The organism is Gilliamella sp. CG13 (assembly GCF_046635805.1).
GTDB classification, from domain to species: Bacteria; Pseudomonadota; Gammaproteobacteria; order Enterobacterales; family Orbaceae; genus Gilliamella; species Gilliamella apicola_I.
Genome location: NZ_JBIDFM010000003.1, coordinates 1 through 20,154 on the forward strand (window position 1 = coordinate 1; position 20,154 = coordinate 20,154).

General features: G+C 35.0%; 21 protein-coding genes. 17 read left to right on the forward strand and 4 right to left on the reverse strand.

The window, feature by feature from the left end; genetic code table 11:
* The first annotated feature begins 233 nt into the window (after nt 1-233).
* The 11 genes from ACGH6R_RS05545 to ACGH6R_RS05595 all read left to right on the forward strand — a co-directional run bounded on the left by ACGH6R_RS05545 (nt 234) and on the right by ACGH6R_RS05595 (nt 12,567).
* A complete protein-coding gene (locus ACGH6R_RS05545) occupies nt 234-641 on the forward strand; it encodes a phage tail terminator-like protein (RefSeq protein ID WP_411599117.1) in 408 nt (135 codons plus the stop codon).
* A gap of 24 nt (nt 642-665) precedes the next feature.
* The gene (locus ACGH6R_RS05550; protein WP_267361141.1) at nt 666-1,322 is read left to right on the forward strand and encodes a phage tail protein; all 657 of its coding nucleotides are present in this window, start codon (nt 666-668) and stop codon (nt 1,320-1,322) included.
* A 16-nt stretch (nt 1,323-1,338) separates the two neighbouring features.
* On the forward strand, nt 1,339-1,653 hold the full coding sequence (locus ACGH6R_RS05555) for a phage tail assembly chaperone (RefSeq protein ID WP_411599118.1): 315 nt from the start codon (nt 1,339-1,341) through the stop codon (nt 1,651-1,653).
* Nucleotides 1,650-1,955: a DUF1799 domain-containing protein gene (locus tag ACGH6R_RS05560; RefSeq protein ID WP_081299198.1), complete on the forward strand. Its 306-nt coding sequence runs from the start codon at nt 1,650-1,652 to the stop codon at nt 1,953-1,955. The genes ACGH6R_RS05555 and ACGH6R_RS05560 overlap by 4 nt, the downstream gene beginning before the upstream one ends.
* A 35-nt stretch (nt 1,956-1,990) precedes the next feature.
* A complete protein-coding gene (locus ACGH6R_RS05565) occupies nt 1,991-4,591 on the forward strand; it encodes a phage tail tape measure protein (protein ID WP_411599119.1) in 2,601 nt (866 codons plus the stop codon).
* Between the two features lie 304 nt (nt 4,592-4,895).
* Nucleotides 4,896-5,237 carry a phage tail protein gene (locus ACGH6R_RS05570; RefSeq protein WP_411590070.1) on the forward strand — a complete coding sequence of 114 codons (342 nt, stop codon included), beginning with the start codon at nt 4,896-4,898 and terminating at the stop codon, nt 5,235-5,237.
* 62 nt (nt 5,238-5,299) lie between these two features.
* Nucleotides 5,300-6,034, forward strand: coding sequence for a phage minor tail protein L (locus ACGH6R_RS05575; protein WP_267361137.1), 735 nt, complete (start codon nt 5,300-5,302; stop codon nt 6,032-6,034).
* Between the two features lies 1 nt (nt 6,035).
* The gene (locus ACGH6R_RS05580) at nt 6,036-6,758 is read left to right on the forward strand and encodes a C40 family peptidase (protein WP_411599120.1); all 723 of its coding nucleotides are present in this window, start codon (nt 6,036-6,038) and stop codon (nt 6,756-6,758) included.
* A complete protein-coding gene (locus tag ACGH6R_RS05585; RefSeq protein ID WP_267350655.1) occupies nt 6,748-7,350 on the forward strand; it encodes a tail assembly protein in 603 nt (200 codons plus the stop codon). Before ACGH6R_RS05580 ends, ACGH6R_RS05585 begins: the two co-directional genes overlap by 11 nt.
* Before the next feature lie 7 nt (nt 7,351-7,357).
* Nucleotides 7,358-11,089, forward strand: a complete 3,732-nt coding sequence (locus ACGH6R_RS05590; protein ID WP_411599121.1) for a phage tail tip protein — start codon at nt 7,358-7,360, stop codon at nt 11,087-11,089.
* Between the two features lie 44 nt (nt 11,090-11,133).
* A complete protein-coding gene (locus tag ACGH6R_RS05595; RefSeq protein WP_411599122.1) occupies nt 11,134-12,567 on the forward strand; it encodes a hypothetical protein in 1,434 nt (477 codons plus the stop codon).
* On the opposite strand, the gene ACGH6R_RS05600 is transcribed toward ACGH6R_RS05595, so the two are convergent.
* Entirely contained in the window at nt 12,564-12,770 is a 207-nt protein-coding gene (locus tag ACGH6R_RS05600) for a hypothetical protein (protein WP_411599123.1), read from the reverse strand. The genes ACGH6R_RS05595 and ACGH6R_RS05600 overlap by 4 nt on opposite strands.
* Before the next feature lie 93 nt (nt 12,771-12,863).
* Here ACGH6R_RS05600 and ACGH6R_RS05605 point away from each other — a divergent pair, with 93 nt between their 5' ends.
* The gene (locus tag ACGH6R_RS05605; protein WP_411599124.1) at nt 12,864-13,394 is read left to right on the forward strand and encodes a tail fiber assembly protein; all 531 of its coding nucleotides are present in this window, start codon (nt 12,864-12,866) and stop codon (nt 13,392-13,394) included.
* Here ACGH6R_RS05605 and ACGH6R_RS05610 read toward each other — a convergent pair.
* The 3 genes from ACGH6R_RS05610 to ACGH6R_RS05620 are packed head-to-tail and all read right to left on the reverse strand — an operon-like array spanning nt 13,391 to nt 14,982.
* Entirely contained in the window at nt 13,391-13,720 is a 330-nt protein-coding gene (locus ACGH6R_RS05610; protein WP_411590064.1) for a tail fiber assembly protein, read from the reverse strand. The genes ACGH6R_RS05605 and ACGH6R_RS05610 overlap by 4 nt on opposite strands.
* A 1-nt stretch (nt 13,721) precedes the next feature.
* A complete protein-coding gene (locus tag ACGH6R_RS05615; protein WP_411599125.1) occupies nt 13,722-14,087 on the reverse strand; it encodes a hypothetical protein in 366 nt (121 codons plus the stop codon).
* Nucleotides 14,088-14,097: 10 nt separating this feature from the next.
* On the reverse strand, nt 14,098-14,982 hold the full coding sequence (locus ACGH6R_RS05620; protein ID WP_411599126.1) for a tyrosine-type recombinase/integrase: 885 nt from the start codon (nt 14,980-14,982) through the stop codon (nt 14,098-14,100).
* Nucleotides 14,983-15,368: 386 nt separating this feature from the next.
* Between ACGH6R_RS05620 and prmB the strand changes: the two genes are divergently transcribed.
* From prmB to rpsO, 5 genes are all read left to right on the forward strand, one after another.
* Nucleotides 15,369-16,262, forward strand: a complete 894-nt coding sequence (gene prmB / locus ACGH6R_RS05625; protein ID WP_411599127.1) for a 50S ribosomal protein L3 N(5)-glutamine methyltransferase — start codon at nt 15,369-15,371, stop codon at nt 16,260-16,262.
* Nucleotides 16,263-16,291: 29 nt separating this feature from the next.
* Nucleotides 16,292-17,362, forward strand: a complete 1,071-nt coding sequence (gene aroC, locus ACGH6R_RS05630) for a chorismate synthase (RefSeq protein WP_411599128.1) — start codon at nt 16,292-16,294, stop codon at nt 17,360-17,362.
* Between the two features lie 13 nt (nt 17,363-17,375).
* Nucleotides 17,376-18,131, forward strand: a complete 756-nt coding sequence (locus ACGH6R_RS05635) for a TSUP family transporter (RefSeq protein WP_411599129.1) — start codon at nt 17,376-17,378, stop codon at nt 18,129-18,131.
* Between the two features lie 424 nt (nt 18,132-18,555).
* Nucleotides 18,556-19,479, forward strand: coding sequence for a LysR family transcriptional regulator (locus ACGH6R_RS05640; RefSeq protein WP_065559598.1), 924 nt, complete (start codon nt 18,556-18,558; stop codon nt 19,477-19,479).
* 140 nt (nt 19,480-19,619) lie between these two features.
* On the forward strand, nt 19,620-19,889 hold the full coding sequence (gene rpsO, locus ACGH6R_RS05645; RefSeq protein ID WP_065559597.1) for a 30S ribosomal protein S15: 270 nt from the start codon (nt 19,620-19,622) through the stop codon (nt 19,887-19,889).
* Nucleotides 19,890-20,154: the final 265 nt, after the last annotated feature.

The following is a 20,154-nucleotide window of genomic DNA, read 5'->3' on the forward strand; positions in this document are numbered from 1 at the left end:
AGCCCTAATCGAAGGATGGCAACAATACTACTGTCAGGTCATTGCACCTCAAAATAACACACTGTTTATGTGTAATAGATAATTGTTTTATTAGGTGTAGATAGCCTTTTCTAATCGAATTTATTGAATAAATTTAAAAAACTCTTCCTTAATTTCTGAAGTTTTTATGAAATTTATAAGCAAACAATAATTAACAAGATCTATTTTTAAAATGTCGCTAAGGAGATGATAATTTGATTTCAACAATCTCAGCATTGCTTGAATCTCACCTTGATATTATTGCAAAAAAACTAAACTTACCTGTTTTCGATGAAAATAGTGAAATTCTTTCTCATTCCGATATTTATCTCAGAACTTATATTTTACCAGAAGTAACAACAAGCGTTGATTCAGAAGGAAAATTGAAGGTTTATCGAGGTGTTTATCAAATTTCTGTTGTCGCACCTATCAATAGCGGTAAGTTAAGTTCTCAACAAATATCTGATGAAATTATTCAGCATTTTCCACTCAATTTAGAGTTAACAAGTCATAACTTTTCACTTTATGTAAATTCTATACCAAGTGTTTATCCAGCAAAAATGGATAATGCTTGTTATACACTACCGATCAGCTTTAACTATCGTGCTGATTCTATATTTTAAATAAAATTTAAGGAGATATATATTATGGGTTTTGCTTTACCTAATGGTTCACGTGTGTATGTGCAAAAATCACACAACGAAGTAACTAACTTTAATTCAATTTCTAATGCTAAAGAAGCAGTGGTAACGTTAAATTCAGGGCATGGACTAGTGGTCGGGGACGAAGTCATGCTCACTTCATCATGGACTAAATTGAATAATATTGTCGCAAAAATTTCTCACGTAAATAACAATGAAGTGACTTTGGGCAATATTAATACTAGTAATACAACGGTATTCCCGGCAGGAGAAGGACAAGGAACTATCACCAAAATCACAGAATGGGAACAACTACCTCAAATTAAAGAGGTTGCTACTGAAGGTGGTGAACAGCAATTTATTCAAATTCAGTTCCTTGATGATGATGCAGAACGTCAATTACCGACTATCAAATCAGCGAAAAGTAAAAGTTTTACCATTGCTCATGACAGCTCATTACCTATCTACACATTGTTACAGCAGTTGGATTTAACCAATAATGTTGTTGCAATGAAAATGTATGTTCCTAAAGCTAAAGAAACACGTTATGACTCTGTCCGTATTGCTTTTGATCCGACGCCAACAACAGCCATTAATGATATTGAAACTGTAAAAGTAAGTGCGACAGTTGAGTCACCAGCAATTACTTTCTATAAAGATTAATTAGGACATTTTAATCATGGCAAAATTTAAACTTATTGCAGATCCGACATTTAGATGTGAAGTTTCCATTCCGCGTCCTGGATTGGACGATGGTCAAATTAGCTTTGATTTCAAACATTATTCAGTTGATAAACTGACCATGTTTGAGACCGATCTTAAGGATAAACCTATCATTGAATTTATGATAAAAATTGTATCTGGTTGGAATTTGGATGAAGAGTTTAATCAAGAAAATTTAAATATCTTATTAAATAACTATCCTGCTGCTTGGCAAGCAATAACTAATACTTATTATAAAGAGATGTTGGGACAACGAGAAAAAAACTCATAGAGCTTGCCACTGCACTTTATTCATCAACGCCTTCAAAAGCTGAACTTGATTCTTTTGGGCTATCGGAAGTCGATTATGAAGATGAGTATATAGAAATATGGTCAGATAACTGGGATGCTTTCCAGTTATTCCAAGCCATGTCAACGCAGTGGAGAACAAGCATGAGTGGTATTTTAGGTCTTGACTATAATTGCTTGCCTTGGGTAATGCAAATGCTTGATATTAAAGGAAACCAAAAAATTTTTAATGATATTCGGTTAATGGAAAGTCAGGCCTTAACAATCATACACAAATCAAAATAACCGACGAAAGTCGGTTTATTTAATATGGGTAATCTATGTCAAAAACAACTACATTATCATTAAAAGTTGAAACAGGTAATCTTGATAAAGAGATTAAAAGAATTAACGAGTTAGATGTAAAGCTTAAAACCACTGATAAAAGTTTGAGAACACTAAATACATCTAAACTAATGCATAACAATATTAGTAAACGTCAATTGGAATCTTTATATAACCAAATTGGTGTCTATAATAAGTTATTAGGAATCATTCATCCGGTCAACAAAGCATTGGATAATCTGCTTTATGTGCAACAACAATTATCTGACAATAATGGAAATGGATTTATTGATGCTCATGCTTTTCAAGTTTTTAATTCAATAATTGAAAGCTCTAAGTATCAATTAATTGGAATAATTGAATCGCAAGAAACATTTGCTAATACAAGTGAAAAAATGAGTGCGGCATTAAATCAGATTTCAAATCAAATGAAAGAGATGTCAGCACAAGCTAATGTAAAGAAAAATCCATTAATGACACTGGCTGAACATGGAATAGAAATTGGTGAATTGTTCGGTCCTGTTGGGAAAGCTATTGGTACGATAGTTAAAGTGGGTGCCGTTGTTGGTAAGGATTTGTTTGACTATTTTGATAATGCTGTATCTGCCACTGATAGTTTAAATGAGTCTCAAGAAAAACTGTATAGTATTGTTAAACTAAATAAAGATGGAACAGTTTCATTTACTGATGAATTAAAGGAACTAGCAAATATAAATCCCAAATTTGCGACTGCATTTATTCAGACTTCAAAAAGACTTTCAGAAAAATCAATTGCGTCTTCAAAAGGTGTTTTTGAAAAAATTTTAAAAGAATCAAAGATTAATTTTAATCTCATAACTTATCATTTGGACTATATTCGACAGCATCCTAATGGTATTGAAATACCTGAAAAAATTGATAATGTTTGGGAGAGTAAAGAACAATATAAAGAGGCAATGACAAATGTGCATGAACAAATCTTTAGTTTAGTAAAATCAAGCACTGAGCAACTTGCTAAAACATGGAATATAACTAATGAAGAAGCTAAACTTTTTTTAAATAAATTGTTGGAAATTAAAAATGCATCAAATTCATTCGAGTTTGAAGCAAAATTAAATGATCTTGGGGCTTATTTTGGAGACATTTCATCAATAGCTGGAAAAGGAAATGATAATTTAGATAATTTTATAATAAAATTTAAAGAAATTATTACCAAAGTCACTAATTCAACAAAAATACTGAAGTCATCAAATGATTTAAATGGCAACCCTCAAGGCGATAAAGGCAATAGAAATAAAATAAATACTTTATTTTCTTCAAAAAATAGTGCGCCGTCATTATTAAAAACTAGTCAACGTGATGAGAAAAATCTTCAAATTCAATTAGAATCATTAAAAGAACAGAATGCAACGATCGGTGCGATAACGGCAGAACGTAAAAAATACTTTGATTTGCAAGCTCAGATTAACATCTTGGAACAAGAAAACAATAAAAGTAGACTAACCGCAGAAGAACGTTATTTACTAGCCAATAAAGCGTCGTTACTTTCTCAATATGAAAAAAATGCGGCAATTTCTGAAGAAATCAATGGTCGAATCAAAGCCCAACAGATTTTACAAAATATTACTCACAATTCTACTCAATTACAAAATGAGATTGCAGATAAAAAAGCGACCTTTGGAATGACATCATCTCAATCATCAAGGTATCAAAGTCGAATTAATTTAGAAAGAAATAAGAAACAAGATTTAGATCCGAGTAATAATCTAAGTCAAGAAAACATCATCACTATAACCCAAAATTACCTTGAGGCAGCTCAACTTTTAGAAGAAAGTTTTGTGCAAGAAGATTTACAAAAAGGAGATTGGATAGCTGGTTTAACAACCGGTTTGAAAGAATTTGCTGAAACATCTCAAGATGTTTTTAGTGTTGCTAAAGATTTTGCGCAAAATTCAATTGGATCTATGTCTCAAATGATGACAACGCTTGTCACAACAGGCAAAGCAAACTTTCAAGAGTTTGCAAAAACTATCTTAGTTAATCTAATTGAAATTATTAATAAATTGATTTTAGCACAGATTATTCAATCTGCTTTAACGAGTTTTGGTGGTGGAGGAAAAGCAACCGGAGGGCTTCAACAAGCTTATACAGGGGGTGAAATTCTTGGATATGCTTCGGGTGGAAGTGTGGGATATGCATTGGAACCGGGCGGTTTTACCGGACGAGGTAACAAGTACCAACCAGCAGGAATTGTTCATAAAGGCGAGTTTGTTTTTACAAAAGAGGCAACTAAACGATTAGGTGTAGACTATCTTTATAGTCTGATGAATGATTCTCATAAAGGATATGATAGCGGTGGTTATGTTCATACCTCTATTTCGGCTCCGATAGCATTAGCCCAACGCACAACTCCTTCTTCAAATGCAATCACTGTTAATCCCAATATTGTATTAAATATGTCTTCAGAAAATAGTACTTCTACTCATGGCAATAATACCGATCCAAAACAAGTTCAATCTCAAGTAGATGCGGTTATTAGACGGCAAATGAATGAGATGTTTAAAAAATCAGTTTCACCGGGAGGAGAGTTATACAACGTCATGTATGCAATGAAGTAACGATATTAACCATTATAGATTCTTTTAAAAATCTCTAAATGGCATAATTTTAACACTTATTGAATATCAAAACACAATAACAACTCATTTTTAATCATCCCTATTTCTTGGAATATCATCGTATTTTAGTCGTCTATAGCGCGTAAATGGATTCAGTTCAACACAATTAACTTAATTTTTTATTGCAAAGAAAACATGAAGTTCAAAGTTAAAATTGATCACATAAATAAATATCCGTTTTGATGTTTTTAATTCAACTAAATTACCTAGACATATTCAAAACCAAATTTTGTTTGAGGAGTATATGAAAGTAGATAAATTTAAATGGAAAACAATGCATTCCCCCAATGGAGGGGAAAAAATGAGTATCACAGAAGTAAAATTTAATGATGGATATTCGCAAATTTGGAGTTCAGGAATCAATAAATCAGGTGAAACATGGGATTTGTCCTATACGGGTCATTGTAACGAATTGGCTGAAATCCGTCAGTTTCTTAACAGCCATATTATTCATTCCTTTCAGTGGGTTAACCCTTGGGGAGAAGAAAGATTATATCGTGTTCAAAACGAATCAATCAAATCTGAATTTATCTCTTCGAATGTGGTAAAGCTAAGTTTTACTTTTGTCCAATCTTATGCACCTTAATTATTCAAATGTAGACCTCAAAAAATTTTCTTAATTAAGTTTTGGGGATTGATGGAGAGAACATGTCAATAACACAAGATTTACAAGCCATTGAAGGCAATGAGCTGATACAACTTATTGAAGTTGATTGTACAAAATTTGGGCTTGATGAGGTTTTACGATTTCATTCTCATAATATCTCTGCTGAAGGGTGGGCTTCCTTTGCTGTTGGAAATTTACCTTCTATAAAATGGCAAGGTAAAGAATATTTACCTTATCCGTATGAATTAAGTGATCTTGAATTAAGTAGTACGGGTGCACAACCTACCCCTAAATTGTCAATCGGTAATATTGACGGAAGAGTGACTAGATTGTGTATAGATTATGATGATTTAGTTCAAGCGAGAGTAAAAATTCATACCACAATGGCAAAATACCTTGATTCAGACAACTGGTTAGCAGGTAATGCCACAGCCGATCCAACTCAAGAAAGAGTTCAATTATTTTTTATTAATAATAAACGCGAAGAAACGAAAGCTATTGTTGAATTTGAACTTTGTTCGCCATTTGATATTCAAAATTTACAATTGCCTACCAGGCAAATCACAACAATATGTACTTGGTGTATGCGTGGATGGTACCGCTCAGGTACAGGCTGTGATTATGCTGGAAATAAGTTTTTCACCAAAGACGGAATTGCCGTCGATGATCCGGCAAAAGATGAATGTGGAGGACTATTAAAAGATTGTAAAGCCCGACATGGTAATAAACCTCTTCCGTTTGGCGGTTTTCCTGCGGCTAATCTTCAAGGTAAGTAATATGCGACAAAAATTACTAGATTCAATCAAAAAGCATGTGGATAGCGAATACCCAAATGAAGCTTGTGGATTCATTATTGATACGGGAAAAAAACAGATCTATCTACCTTGTAAAAACATTTCAGATAATCCAAAAGCGCATTTTTTAATATCACCAGAAGAACAGTTAGCTGCAGAAAAACAAGGTGAAATTATCATGATTATTCATTCTCATCCTGATGTTACGTCACTGGTTCCGTCAGAGTTTGACCGTATTCAATGTGATTATACAGGTATTGAATGGGGAATAATGTCTGCCCCTGATGGTGATTTTTGCACAATATCGCCACGAATAAATCGAGATTATACCGGACGGCAATGGTTGCTTGGTCACGCTGATTGTTGGTCATTAATAATGGATTATTATGATCGTGAATATGGGATTAAATTAAACAATTATTCAGTGCCTCGAGAATGGTGGGATAGTGGCAAAGAGCATCTTTATGATGATAATTGGCAAGCAGAAGGATTTGTTGAAGTCGGTCTGAATGATATGAAAGTCGGAGATATGATTATGATGCGCATTGGTTCGCAAGTCACAAATCATGCTGCTATTTATGTGGGTGATAATCTTATTTTACACCACCTGTACGGTCAATTATCTACACGTACACCTTACGGTAAATATTTTAGAGATAGAACTGTTCGCATTGTGCGGCATAAGGAGTTATTGAATGCTCAGTAAGTTAACATTGAAAGGTGCAATGGCAAGGCAATTTGGAAAAAAGCATACGTATGACGTAAACAATATCCGGGAATTGCTACGCGCACTTTGTGTGACAATAAAAGGGTTTGAAAAATATATGAGTACGGCTCATTTAAAAGGCATTAAGTTTGCCTTTTTTGTGGATGGAAAAAATATTGGAATTGATGAGTTTGATATTAATGTTAATGGCAAAAATTATGTGATTATGCCGATAGCTCAAGGCGCAAAAAGTGGTGGTTTATTACAAGTTGTGATCGGAGCCGTTGCTTTAATTGGTGCTTTCTTTACTGGTGGTGCCTCTTTAACGCTATTGGGTGCTGAAATTACTGCATCTTCAGTTTTAGCTAGTATTGGTTTGAGCATGGCATTAGGTGGCATTGTGCAATTACTTACCCCTCAGCCTAAATTTAACGCAGGCGGGGCATCAAATACTGAAAATAAACCTAACTATGGTTTTGGAGCGCCCGTTAATACCAATGCGGTAGGCTATCCTGTTCCTGTTTTATTAGGTAACCGTGAAATTGGTGGCGCAGTGATTAACGCGGGTATTTATTCAGAAGATCAACAATAGGTGGATTATGCAATTAATAGAAGGTCAAAAGGGCGGTAAAAAAAAGCAACATAGACCTTATGAACAACCCGATAATTTGCTTTCAACAGCAAAGCTCAAAGTGCTTTTAGCATTAAGTGAAGGGGAAATTCAAGGCGATCTAACAGAACAAAATATATTCATTGATAATACTCCACTAGCCAATCTCGATGGTACACGTAATTTTAATGGTGTTGCATGGGAATTCCGTAATGGTGCTCAAACGCAAGATTATATTCAAGGAATACCTGAAATAAGTAATGAGTTAAAAGCCGCTTTTACAGTAAAATCTGACAATCCTTGGATACGATCATTTAGTAATCTAGAATTAGATGCCATAAGAATCAAATTAAGTTTACCAAGTCATTTACATTATAAAGAAAATGGTGATACGGTAGGAACTGTTACCAAGTATACTATTGACTTATCAACAGATGGCAGTGCGTTTGAAACGGTTATTCATGGTGAATTTAATGGAAAAACTACCTCAGAATATCAGCGAGATCATCGCATCAATTTACCAAATGCATTAGAAGGGTGGAGTATACGTGTTAGACGACTAACACCTGATTCGAAATCGAATAAATTGATTAATGCGTTTAGTGTTTTTTCATATGCGGAAATTATTGACAGTAAATTACGGTATCCTAATACCGCTCTACTTTATATCGAGTTAGATGCTAGCCAATTTAATGGTTCTATTCCTAAAATTAGTTGTAAACTGAAAGGAAAAATTGTCCAAGTACCAGACAATTATGATCCGGTAAACAGGACCTATTCAGGCACTTGGACTGGCGGATTTAAAATGGCATATACCAATAATCCTGCTTGGCTTTCTTATTATTTGATGCGTGATGAGATAGCAGGTATGGGGGTCAGAATTGATTCAACAATGCTCGATAAATGGTCAATTTATCAATTAGGTCAGTATTGTGATCAAATGGTACCTGATGGTCGAGGTGGCATGGAACCTCGCTTTGCTTGTAACGAATATATACAAAGTCAAGAAGAGGCTTATAACGTTCTAAAAGATTTAGTGGCTTCATTTCGGGGTATTATATTTTGGGGTAATGATCAGATCTGTTTAACCGCAGATATGCCACAAGATGAACCAGATTTTATCTATCATCCTTCTAATGTTATCGGTGATTTTACCTATTCTGGTGGTTCATATAAAAATCGTTATACATCCTGTTTAGTTGCATATTCTGATCCTAACAATCATTATTGTGATGATGTTGAGGCTGTGTGGGATCATGATTTGATGCGTCGTTATGATGTCAATGTCATGAAATTAACAGCGATAGGTTGTACTTCGCAAGCTGAAGCGCAACGACGTGGACGTTGGGCTTTACTTTCTAATGCAAAAGATGAAGTGATCACATTTTCGGTAGGACTCGATGGCTATATTCCTTTACCTGCACGAATTATTGGGATTGCTGACCCTTCTCGTTCTGGCAAAGAAAATGGCGGGCGTATTCACGCTGTTGAAGGACGAAAAATCACATTAGATAGAGCCGTTGAATATGATGTGGGCGATCGGTTAGTCCTTAATTTACCAGATGGTTCTGCGCAAAGCCGAACAATTAGAGCGATTAGTACAGATAAAAAAACACTCACTGTTACGGCTAATTATAAACTGACACCAGTTGCTGGTGCAGTATGGTGTATTGATAGTGATAATATCGCTATTCAGTATTATAGAGTAACCTCAATATCATCGTCTAATGAAGGTCACTTTACAATTACGGCTATTCATCATGATCCAAATAAATTCAAATATATAGATCAAGGTATACGATTAGAGTCAAAACCAATAACTGTTACTCCACCAAGTTCAGTTTCATCCCCCAAAAATATTGTTTTATCAGAAAGTAGTTATATATCTCAAGGCCTGTCAGTGGCATCATTACAAGCTTCTTGGGATGTGGTAGAAGGTGCGACAAACTATATTGCTCAATGGAGAAAAGATAATTCGTCTTGGATTAATATTGGGCGAACTAATGGAACGAATTTTACCGTCGAAGGTGTTTACGCTGGTGTTTATGAAGTTCGAGTACGTGCAGTAAATGCGATAGATGCATCTTCACCCTGGGCTTATTCACAAGCCAAAGCAATCAAGGGAAAAGTTGGTAAACCTGACAGACCAGTAGACTTTACTGCTAGCGAAAGTGTGGTATTTGGTATTGACCTTAATTGGTCGTTTCCAATTGGAAGCGGTGATAGTAGTTACACAGAAATTCAATATAGTACGACTGAAAATGAAGAAAATGCCCTGCTATTAAGCAATGTTAGTTACCCAACTTGCAATTATTCTCAGACCGGGTTAGCTATAGGTCAACAGTTTTTCTACCGTGCTCGCCTTGTCGATAAAATTGGTAACATCAGTGATTGGACAGATTGGGTTAGAGGTGTTTCAAGTACCAATACTAACGATTTGACAGACCATATTTTTGAAGAAATAAAAGAAACAGACGCTTGGCAATCTCTTGTCGACTCTGCAGATAATGCTGCTATTAATTCAATAGCGAATGCAAAATCCATTATTGAAAATGCACTGGCTATAGACGCTGAGACAAAACAGCGCAGAGTTGAAAACGGCAACTTATTCGCTGAAATTCATGAAACCCATTCAGCGTTATTAACTGAGAAAGCAGCAACAGCCATTGCTTTAAAAGAGTTGAACGCTAAATACGGTAATATAAATAGCAATTTATCAGAATTAAAACAGACAACAGCTGAACAAAATGCCGCTACTGCCAAATCAATACAGGCAATTAACACAAAAGTTGGAGATGTTTCTACCACCATTTCAGATGTCAGTGAAACGGTAAATAATTTAAATGGTAAAGTTTCAGCTCATCGTACAATGAAAGTTGAAGTAGATGACAAAGGTCAACAGTATGTTGCAGGTATGACAATGGGTGTTGAAAATACTGAACAAGGAATGCAAAGTAATGTCATTTTTCTTCAAGATCGTTTTTCAATCATGAACTCAGCCAATGGAAATCCTCAAACAGTCTTTACGACACAGGGTAATCAAGTTGTCATCAATGATGCAGTTATTGGTGATGCTTCAATAACGAACACAAAAATTGGCAATGTTATTGAATCAAATAATTTTAGAGAGGGTGTATCTGGTTGGCAATTATCCAAGCATACAGGAACATTGAAAGCCATTAATGCTGACATTTCAGGGAGATTGCGTGCCACATCAGGAGAGTTGAATAATGTCGTTATCAATGAGAATTGTGAAATTAAAGGTACTCTAAATGTTAATCAAATCAAGGGGAATGTGCTTTCGGCCGTTTCATTTGTGAAAGATGTCACATTGCAAGAATTAAATCCGAATCAAAATGTACATATAATGAGTGTTATTGCAAATGGACAATGGCAAAAACTTTGTTTTGCTAATGAAATCATTGTTAAATCTCAATTTTGGTCTAAAAATATCATAGGTAATAGATGGGAAATTGCGGAAAATTTTCGAGGTAATCCTACAATTTTATTCAATAATCAATATCCAATGGATTTAAAAAAAATTTACACTAAAAATAGGCTTCGAAATTTATGTCTATATATTCCGCCATTTACTTATGGTGAAAAAGTCGATATTTCGATCACAATTAATAAACCGGGTGAAGGTCGACCAATATATTTATTTAGTTTCAATACGCTAGTATTTTTAATGAAAAACTCAGATGGTTTCATAATCAATTAGTAGTAAATAAATCTCAAAGCATTCAATTAAATTCGAGGGAACTTATGTCGTGGTATAATACAGGTACGATAGCAGTAACAAATGGAAGTAAAATAGTAACGGGAGTTGGTACAAAATGGACCAATTCATTAATTGGTATTTGTGCTGGTCAAATGTTGCTGTTACATACTGAAGGTTTTATAGAAATTTGCGAAATAGCTTCAGTTCAATCTGATACACAATTAACGCTAGCAAATAAATACAATGGAAAAACAAGGAGTGGTATTAAATACCAAATTCCAACATCGCCTAATGTTTCTATTGAGGCATTAGCATTGCGAATATCTGAAATGTTAAACTATTATCAAACACAACTCGATGCATGGCAAATGATATTAACGGGTGAGGATGCGGTTACCCTAACCGCTCCTGATGGTAGGCAAGTCACAATAAAATCACAGTATTCAATTGCAAATGAACTCACCAAATTACTGGAACAGAGTAAGGTCTACGCTGAACAGACATCAAAAAATGCCGATATAGCTAAAAACGCAAGCTCATCATCGAACAATAGTGCAGCATCAGCAAAAAGTAGCGCAGATAGTGCTAGTTCATCAGCCACAGCGTCACGTGATTCAGCTCAAAAATCTAGTAATAGCGCAAATGCTGCCAGCTTGTCTGAGAACAATGCTAAAACAGCTGAACAAAATGCTAAAAAATCAGCAGAAGACGCTAAAAATGCCGCATCTTCAATTGATACTACCGTTTTTCTTAAAAAATCCGGTGCAAATGATCAGTCAATTAATGGTTCATTAAATGTTAAAACGCTAAAAGAAAATGATGTTCGTGTTTATTCGCCTAATAATAAACCAACGGCTGATGATATTGGTGCTATTCCTGCTGTTAAAAAAGATGTGAACGGCTTACCTATTTATATGGTAGGTAACCATTTAGTGTGTTCTGACTGGGTGGGAAAATGGGATTTAATGCCATTTCGGCGTGATGAATTGCCGTTCGGTTGGTATTTCAGAAATGGTGATAATTATCTGCTCAGTTCGCCGCAGGGACAGGCTTTAAATAGTTTATCAGTTAACTATAAAAACGATCATCGCATTACGATTAAAACTATTAACGGTCTTCAATATATTAACGTGCCAACCGCATTTGCGCCAGATGGACGTGGATGTTTTATGCGTGCAGTAAATGGAACTACTCGACAAGTAGGTAGTTGGGAGGATGATGCTATTCGCAATATATGGGGTGAATTAATACATGTGATGCAGTGGAGCGGCACTGTCCCGTACGGTGTTTTTAGTTTAAGAGCTGCAAATGGTGGGTCAGGATTAAATAACAGGCATGTATCGGTTGTTTGTAATTTTGTAGATTCTGATTTCCCAGAGCGACCAATCACATTTGACTCATCACGAGTAGTACCTACCGCGAATGAGAATAGACCGATCAATATCGGAGGGACCCCTGTAATTTATCTTGGCGTTTAAACTCCTAAATAAATAGTTGGAGTGAGCCCTATATTGATCGATCGGTTTTCATATGATGTTGGCACTACTCTTGATAAATCAAACCCCATTGATCTAACAATACCAAGGCTTGCGGTAGCATATTTTGCTATTGAGTGATTAGTTCCATTTTCATAAAATGGACCATGTCCACCCCAAACAACACCAGTATCGACACCATTCATACCATCCGCTCCAAATCCACCTGTGATGTTGCGAATAGCGTCATCCTCCCAGCTACCTACTTGTCGAGTAGGTAAACAAAAATAGGAAAATTTATGATTAATTATTATTACGATAATTCAAACGATTCAAAACCATTTACACATCAATTAGAAGCGAACGATGACACATTACCACCTGATAATGCACTACGAATTGCCCCTATATTTAAAGATGGTTATTGTCCGTGCGAACAAGATGGAAAATGGATTCTTGTTGAAGATAATCGAGAAAAAACAGCTTACAACATAGAAACAAAAGAAGCAGTTAAAGTTGATTATCTTGGTAAAATTAAAGATGGCTTTACATTACTGGAGCCATTCGAATGCTGTAAATGGAACGGTGAAAAATGGGAGCTTGATGAAGAGCAAAAAAGTACTTTTATCATTAAACAACATCAATTAAATATTGCAGATTTGTTATCTGAGGCTAACAATGAGATAGATATTCTAAATGATAAAATAGAGCTAGAAATAGCAACAGATGGTGATGAAAAACTATTAAAAAAATGGAAACTTTATCGCATTCAATTAAAATCGATTGATGCAAATAAACCAGATATTGAATTGCCAATCAAGCCCGTTTAGGGCTTTTGGGGGAATACGACATTAATATCTGATGTATCAATACGAGTAAGCATAATTCTATATTTTTTCCACTGTTTTAGTTGTTCATCTTCGTTTGATTCCTGCATATCTAAATCTATGACATCCTGTAAAAAAGCTATTTTTTCGTTAACTTCATTAATTAATGCTGTTTTTCTTGATTGATTTTGCAGTATAATTTGCTCATCGGATATCTGAATCGGTTCAGGATCAACGAGCATTAACTTGCCATTTATGGTATTTAATACTTTACCTTCTTTGTTCGCTTTTATTGCCATTTCGGCGTATTCTTGACTTGTATATGTCATATTAATAACCTCTTACAGTCCATCTTATCCATGCTTCACCCGTCGTATGTGAATACGATGCTAACCAAAACGAGGTTAAGTATAGTTCTGCATAGGCATATTCAATATCACCCCACAGTCCATTATTCACCTTATCAACGCTTACACCATAATTGCCTGTTTTCATGGGTGTTAATAAATTAATCAAATTACCACAAACAGCATTTGCATTTGGAGTTCGTGCAATAATAACGCCAGATTGTTCAATAAATCCATTTGAATATTTGTTATACCAGCTATCGCCGTTCACATAGGATTCAACGATATAAATTGGTTCAATACCTGCAACTTTTGGTTTTATAGCAAAATCAATTAGATTATCTACCATATAAATAGGTTTAATTTATTCTCAGTTTTTTATACTCACGACCTCGACTATCATTATATTTATCAGTCATTTGCTGAGATTTGTGACCCAATAATGTCATGGTGTCAATGCGTTGTTCTCTATATAAACGTTCTGATAGTGATCTGATTTCGTGAAATGTGGTAGGTGTTCCGTTCCAGTAATTTCGGCTATAAACTCTATCACGTAACCGTGAAAACTGACGCGTTATATCGTCTAATTTTATTTTTTCATTGTTGAGACATATTAAATAGTCATTATCAGTTGATTCAATAATGTCTCGTAAACTAGTGCTTATTTTTTTACATTCCAATTTTATCGGTAGTGCGATTTTTGCACCTGTTTTATATTGATCTATTAATAAATAATTTCGTTTAATATTTGATTTTTTCATTTCTACTATATCAGAACGGCGTTGCCCTGTAACTAGCGCAAGCGTCATAGCATCATGCATTATTTTATTTCCTGTTTTTTCCGCCTCATTTAAAATTTTCTTAAACTCAACAAATGTCATTCGTGAACGTTTCACAGTAACTTTAGGACATTTTATTGGTTCGGCGGGGTTCCTGTCATTCCAGCCCTGTGCGTATGCTTCTCGGAAGATATCTTTAAGTAAGTGGTACATGCACTTAGCGGACGGAGCTTTATCTTGATCTGTATAGATTTTGATAATTTTTGCAATATCGGGTGGTGTTATTTGGGAGATCGGTTTAGCGCCTATTTGCTGACGGATAACTTTTAGCAAATACGTTTTTATTTCGATTGTTTTGGGTTTTAAATTACGTTCGGCAAGAATTTTAATATATTCATCAAGCCAATTGTTAACGGATTTTGGATGAGTATTTTGGGGTTTAAATAATTTAGAAAGAAAAAACATGATTGCCTCATTATGCAAAAATGTTTTTTATATCTGTTAAATTCATATTTATCAAGTCATTATTAAAAAAACACTCTCTATGACTCACTATTATGATTGTGAATGAATAATTGAATATAATAAAATACTTTGATAATATTTCGCGTAGTTAAAAAATTCATAAATGAATTAAAATTAATTCTTTAATGATAGATTATCATAATGAATCTATTTAATTTATTTAACTTACTTTCTTCACCCTATATTGCGAATAATTAAATTGTTGAAATAAATGAGTGATACAATTTTAACGGTTTGTTTAAACACTCGATTTGCGATATTTTTGAGAATAAGATGACCTTCATTGACGAATGATATCTTCCTCTCCTCGATCTTTTGGAGCCATTATGGAAAACTTAAGTACTGTTCAGGACTTTATTCGCTGGACAACTTCACAACTCAGTCAATCAGATATTTATTTAGGACATGGAACGGATAATCCTATCGATGAATCAAAACAACTTATCTTAGCCAGTTTAGGATTATCATTATCTATTCCTCCCGAATTTTACGCGGCCAATCTGACGGAAGAAGAAAGACAGTTTCTGTTTGATATTATTCAAAAGCGAATTGACGATCGGGTTCCAACTCCTTATTTAACAAATCAAGCGTGGTTTTGTGGACATAGTTTTTATGTTGATGAACGAGTTTTAATACCTCGTTCACCGATTGGTGAATTAATTGATGATCATTTCAAAACGCTACTTACCACACCGCCTGGACATATTTTAGATCTTTGTACCGGTAGTGGTTGTATTGGTATTGCTTGTGCTTATGCTTTTCCTAAAGCGCATGTTGATATTACCGATATTTCGCTTGAGGCAATCGATGTTGCTCAAACTAATATCGACTTGCATGAAATGAACTTTCAAGTTACTCCTATTTTATCGGATCTCTTTAATGATTTGCCGGTTAAACAATATGATCTTATTGTCTCCAATCCGCCTTATGTCGATGAAGAAGATATGAATGATTTGCCAGAAGAATATTTATACGAACCAAAACTGGCGCTGGAAGCCGGCTTTGATGGATTGGATTTAGTAAAACGAATTTTGCATGATGCGATTAATTACTTAACTCCCGACGGTGTCCTTGTTTGTGAAGTAGGAAATAGTTGGGTTAGTTTGCAAGAACAGTATCCAGATGTTCCTTTCAATTGGATTGACTTTGAGCGTGGTGGATTCGGGGTATTTTCAATCACACAGCAAGATTTGGTGAAATATCATCACTATTTTAAATAAATTTATGCATTAATCGGGATAAGGTTATTATGTCTGGAAACTCAATCGGAAAATTATTTAAAGTCACAACGTTTGGTGAATCGCATGGTGTTGCATTAGGATGTATTGTTGACGGTGTACCACCGGGATTAGCATTAACTGAATCAGACTTACAAATAGATTTAGATCGCCGTCGCCCAGGCGCCTCTCGTTATACTACCCAACGCCGAGAACCTGATCAAGTTAAAATATTATCTGGAGTATTTGAAGGGGTAACAACCGGAACCAGTATTGGATTAATGATTGAAAATACCGATCAACGTTCACAAGACTATAGCCAAATAAAAGATATTTTTCGACCTAGCCATGCAGATTACACTTATCACAATAAATATGGGATAAGAGATTATCGAGGGGGAGGGCGTTCTTCTGCTCGTGAAACAGCGATGCGCGTAGCGGCAGGAGCAATAGCTAAAAAATATCTACACGAAAAAATGGGTATTCAAATTCGTGGTTATTTAGCACAAATGGGGGATATTGAGTGCGAATTAAAAGATTGGCAGCAAGTTGAACAAAATCCATTTTTTTGTGCAGATGAATCAAAACTTGCGTCGCTCGATCAGCTACTCAGATCGTTACGAAAAGAGGGAGATTCGATTGGTGCTAAAGTGTGTATTGTGGCTGAAAATGTTCCTGTAGGATTGGGGGAACCTGTTTTTGATAAATTAGATGCTGAACTTGCTCATGCTTTAATGAGCATCAATGCGGTAAAAGGGGTTGAGATTGGCGACGGATTTGCGGTTGTCACTAAACGAGGAAGCGAAAATCGAGACGAAATTACACCAAATGGTTTTTTATCTAACCATGCTGGTGGTATCTTAGGCGGGATAAGTTCCGGACAAACGATAATCGCCAATATTGCCCTTAAACCCACGCCAAGTATTGAAATATCAGGTCGTTCGATAAATGTATTTGGTGAATCGGTTGACGTCTCTACGCATGGGCGACATGACCCATGTGTGGGGATTCGTGCGGTTCCGATAGCTGAGGCAATGGTGGCTATAGTGCTGATGGATCATTATCTTCGTTATCGAGCTCAATGCAGCGATGTGAAATTATGATGAGCAATCATTTATGAGTGATGAAATACTCGTATTATTATTTGCTATCGCCGTTGTAGCTGGCTTTATTGATTCAATTGCTGGTGGTGGAGGCCTATTAACTGTGCCAGCTTTATTAGCTGTTGGATTGCCACCCGCTAGTGCGTTAGCAACAAATAAGTTACAAAGTTGTGGTGGATCTTTTTCAGCTAGTCTCTATTTTATTCGTCAACGCATGGTTGATTTAAAACAGCAAAAGTGGGCGATTGCATTTGCCTTTATTGGTTCTGCTATAGGTACGATTTCAGTCATCCATGTTCAAGCTGAATTTTTAAAACTTTTACTACCCATACTAACTATTAGCGTAGGCATTTATTTTTTACTTACGCCAAAAGTTGGCGAAGATGATCGTAAAAGTCGTTTCTCTATTATTCAATTTGCACTTATACCTGCTTTGGGAATCGGTTTTTATGACGGATTTTTTGGCCCCGGTGCGGGTTCATTTTACGCTGTGGCTTATATCACCCTTGCAGGTTTTAATCTCACAAAAGCAACGGCAAATACTAAAGTTTTAAACTTCACCTCAAATTTAGCTGGTCTAATCTTTTTTATTTTAGGTGGCGAAGTTGTTTGGTCAATTGGTCTGATTATGTTATTAGGTCAATTTATTGGAGCAAGGGTAGGCGCTAAAATGGTAATCACTAAAGGGCGCAAATTAATCAGACCTATGTTAATCACCGTTTCGACCATTATGAGCATCAAACTAATCTACGAAAATTTTTTTATTTAATGGCAAATAGATAGGAACAAGGATAAGTCAACTTTGTTCAAGGTCGATTAATAGGTAATTATCATGATTCATATACATCTTTATGGAATCAAAAAGAGGCTATAACTGGTCAGCTAGACAATTTTAAATCGGTAGAATCAATTGGCTCTATTCATTAACACACGCAATTACGTTGCAAAATTAATCCTTTCATTTACTCCTTTCACCCATCACTTATAAAACCTGTTAGTCTAGATTTTCAACTCCTCATTCATTTAACTATCCCAATTACATTTCATTTGGTAAACAAATAAATTAAATAGTATTGTGCCTGTATGTCAGATTTAATTTTAAACAATCAGTTAGTGCACATCTGCTAATTTTTGGTATATAGTTAATAAGACATTATCCCGTAATGGGCTTATACGACTAAATAAGTGACGCTATGAAACTACAACAATTACGCTATATTTTAGAAATTGCTCGTTCAGGTTCAATTAATGAAGCTGCAAAAAATCTCTATATTACCCAACCAAGCTTATCCACAGCAGTTAAAGAATTAGAAGCAGAATTTGGTATTGAAATTTTTGTACGAACGTCTAAAGGAGTTTCATTATCCACTGATGGCGTTGAATTTTTAGGCTATGCGAAACAAGTTTTAGATCAAGCTGAATTATTAGAACAACATTATTCAAAAAAAGTCCCTTCAAAACAACTTTGTAGCATTTCCACTCAACACTATGCATTTGCTGTCAATGCATTTGTGAATCTCATCAAAAAAAATCATACTGATGAATATGAGTTTACTCTCCGAGAAACCAGAACTTACGATATCATTACCGATGTGGCTAATTTACGAAGTGAAGTTGGGATTTTATATTTAACAGATTTTAATCAAAAAGTGATTCTACGCTTACTGAAAGAACATCGATTGACATTTCATCCGCTATTTGAAGCCCACCCACACGTATTTATCAGCACCAATCATCCTTTATCATCAATGAAATCGTTAACGTTAAGTGATCTTGAAAATTACCCTTATTTGTCTTTCGAACAGGGAGAATATAATTCATTTTATTTTTCTGAAGAGATTTTAAGTACTGTTTACCATAAAAAAAGTATTCATGTGAGTGATAGAGCCACCTTGTTTAATTTGTTGCATGGGTTAAATGGTTATACGATTAGTACTGGCGTATTAAGTACGGATTTAAATGGGTCTGATATTTTATCCATACCACTTGAAGTTAATGAAAAAATTTTGATAGGTTGGATTACTTCGCAAAAAGCCCAATTAAGCCTGTCTGCACAAAATTATATTGAAGCATTGAAAAAATTGATTCAAGAAGAGTATGGCTTTGAACTTAAGTAAACTTATAGTTACGTAAATCAAATTGCTATTTTAATAAAATTCAGTATAATTGCGCCCAATTCATATTTATATGAATACCGAGGTTGTCTGAATTAGAGATCGGACATGCCATGTTTTATACTAATTTTATGAGGTTTATTATGTCTCTAACTGTAGAAGCTAAAGCGAAAATCGTAGCTGAATATGGTCGTGGAACTAACGATACAGGTTCAACTGAAGTTCAAGTTGCTCTTTTAACTGCGCGTATTAATGATTTACAAGGTCATTTTTCTGAGCATAAAAAAGATCACCACAGCCGTCGTGGTTTATTACGCATGGTCTCTAGCCGTCGTAAATTATTAGACTATTTACGCCGTAAAGATATCGAACGTTACAACCAATTGATTCAAAAATTAGGCTTACGTCGCTAATCAAAATCTACTTGAAAGAGGCTTAGGCCTCTTTTTCGTTGTTAAAAATTTGAGCTTTGCTATAATGCTCAGCTCGAAAGTAAAATTAATTCGTTTTTGTAAATCAACACATTAAAAGATTGTATCTCATGTTTCGCGCGACTAATGAGAGCTCTATAATTTATAGATCTGTCATTAGTCGTGACAGTGAAATAATCTTTTGTTGATGACCCTACATTGTTGAAATAAAAAATCAATAAGTTGTACTTAAAACTACTGCCTGTCG

Bases quoted from the DNA above. Each gene is read 5' to 3' on its own strand.
- ACGH6R_RS05635 (WP_411599129.1), top strand. From the start codon at position 17,376: ATGAGTGATGAAATACTCGTATTATTATTTGCTATCGCCGTTGTAGCT.
- ACGH6R_RS05620 (WP_411599126.1), bottom strand. From the start codon at position 14,982: ATGTTTTTTCTTTCTAAATTATTTAAACCCCAAAATACTCATCCAAAA.
- ACGH6R_RS05585 (WP_267350655.1), top strand. From the start codon at position 6,748: ATGCTCAGTAAGTTAACATTGAAAGGTGCAATGGCAAGGCAATTTGGA.
- ACGH6R_RS05595 (WP_411599122.1), top strand. From the start codon at position 11,134: ATGTCGTGGTATAATACAGGTACGATAGCAGTAACAAATGGAAGTAAA.
- ACGH6R_RS05550 (WP_267361141.1), top strand. From the start codon at position 666: ATGGGTTTTGCTTTACCTAATGGTTCACGTGTGTATGTGCAAAAATCA.
- ACGH6R_RS05605 (WP_411599124.1), top strand. From the start codon at position 12,864: ATGATTAATTATTATTACGATAATTCAAACGATTCAAAACCATTTACA.
- ACGH6R_RS05570 (WP_411590070.1), top strand. From the start codon at position 4,896: ATGAAAGTAGATAAATTTAAATGGAAAACAATGCATTCCCCCAATGGA.
- prmB (WP_411599127.1), top strand. From the start codon at position 15,369: ATGGAAAACTTAAGTACTGTTCAGGACTTTATTCGCTGGACAACTTCA.
- ACGH6R_RS05555 (WP_411599118.1), top strand. From the start codon at position 1,339: ATGGCAAAATTTAAACTTATTGCAGATCCGACATTTAGATGTGAAGTT.
- ACGH6R_RS05590 (WP_411599121.1), top strand. From the start codon at position 7,358: ATGCAATTAATAGAAGGTCAAAAGGGCGGTAAAAAAAAGCAACATAGA.
- ACGH6R_RS05565 (WP_411599119.1), top strand. From the start codon at position 1,991: ATGTCAAAAACAACTACATTATCATTAAAAGTTGAAACAGGTAATCTT.
- ACGH6R_RS05575 (WP_267361137.1), top strand. From the start codon at position 5,300: ATGTCAATAACACAAGATTTACAAGCCATTGAAGGCAATGAGCTGATA.
- ACGH6R_RS05600 (WP_411599123.1), bottom strand. From the start codon at position 12,770: ATGAATGGTGTCGATACTGGTGTTGTTTGGGGTGGACATGGTCCATTT.
- rpsO (WP_065559597.1), top strand. From the start codon at position 19,620: ATGTCTCTAACTGTAGAAGCTAAAGCGAAAATCGTAGCTGAATATGGT.
- aroC (WP_411599128.1), top strand. From the start codon at position 16,292: ATGTCTGGAAACTCAATCGGAAAATTATTTAAAGTCACAACGTTTGGT.
- ACGH6R_RS05610 (WP_411590064.1), bottom strand. From the start codon at position 13,720: ATGACATATACAAGTCAAGAATACGCCGAAATGGCAATAAAAGCGAAC.
- ACGH6R_RS05640 (WP_065559598.1), top strand. From the start codon at position 18,556: ATGAAACTACAACAATTACGCTATATTTTAGAAATTGCTCGTTCAGGT.
- ACGH6R_RS05615 (WP_411599125.1), bottom strand. From the start codon at position 14,087: ATGGTAGATAATCTAATTGATTTTGCTATAAAACCAAAAGTTGCAGGT.
- ACGH6R_RS05580 (WP_411599120.1), top strand. From the start codon at position 6,036: ATGCGACAAAAATTACTAGATTCAATCAAAAAGCATGTGGATAGCGAA.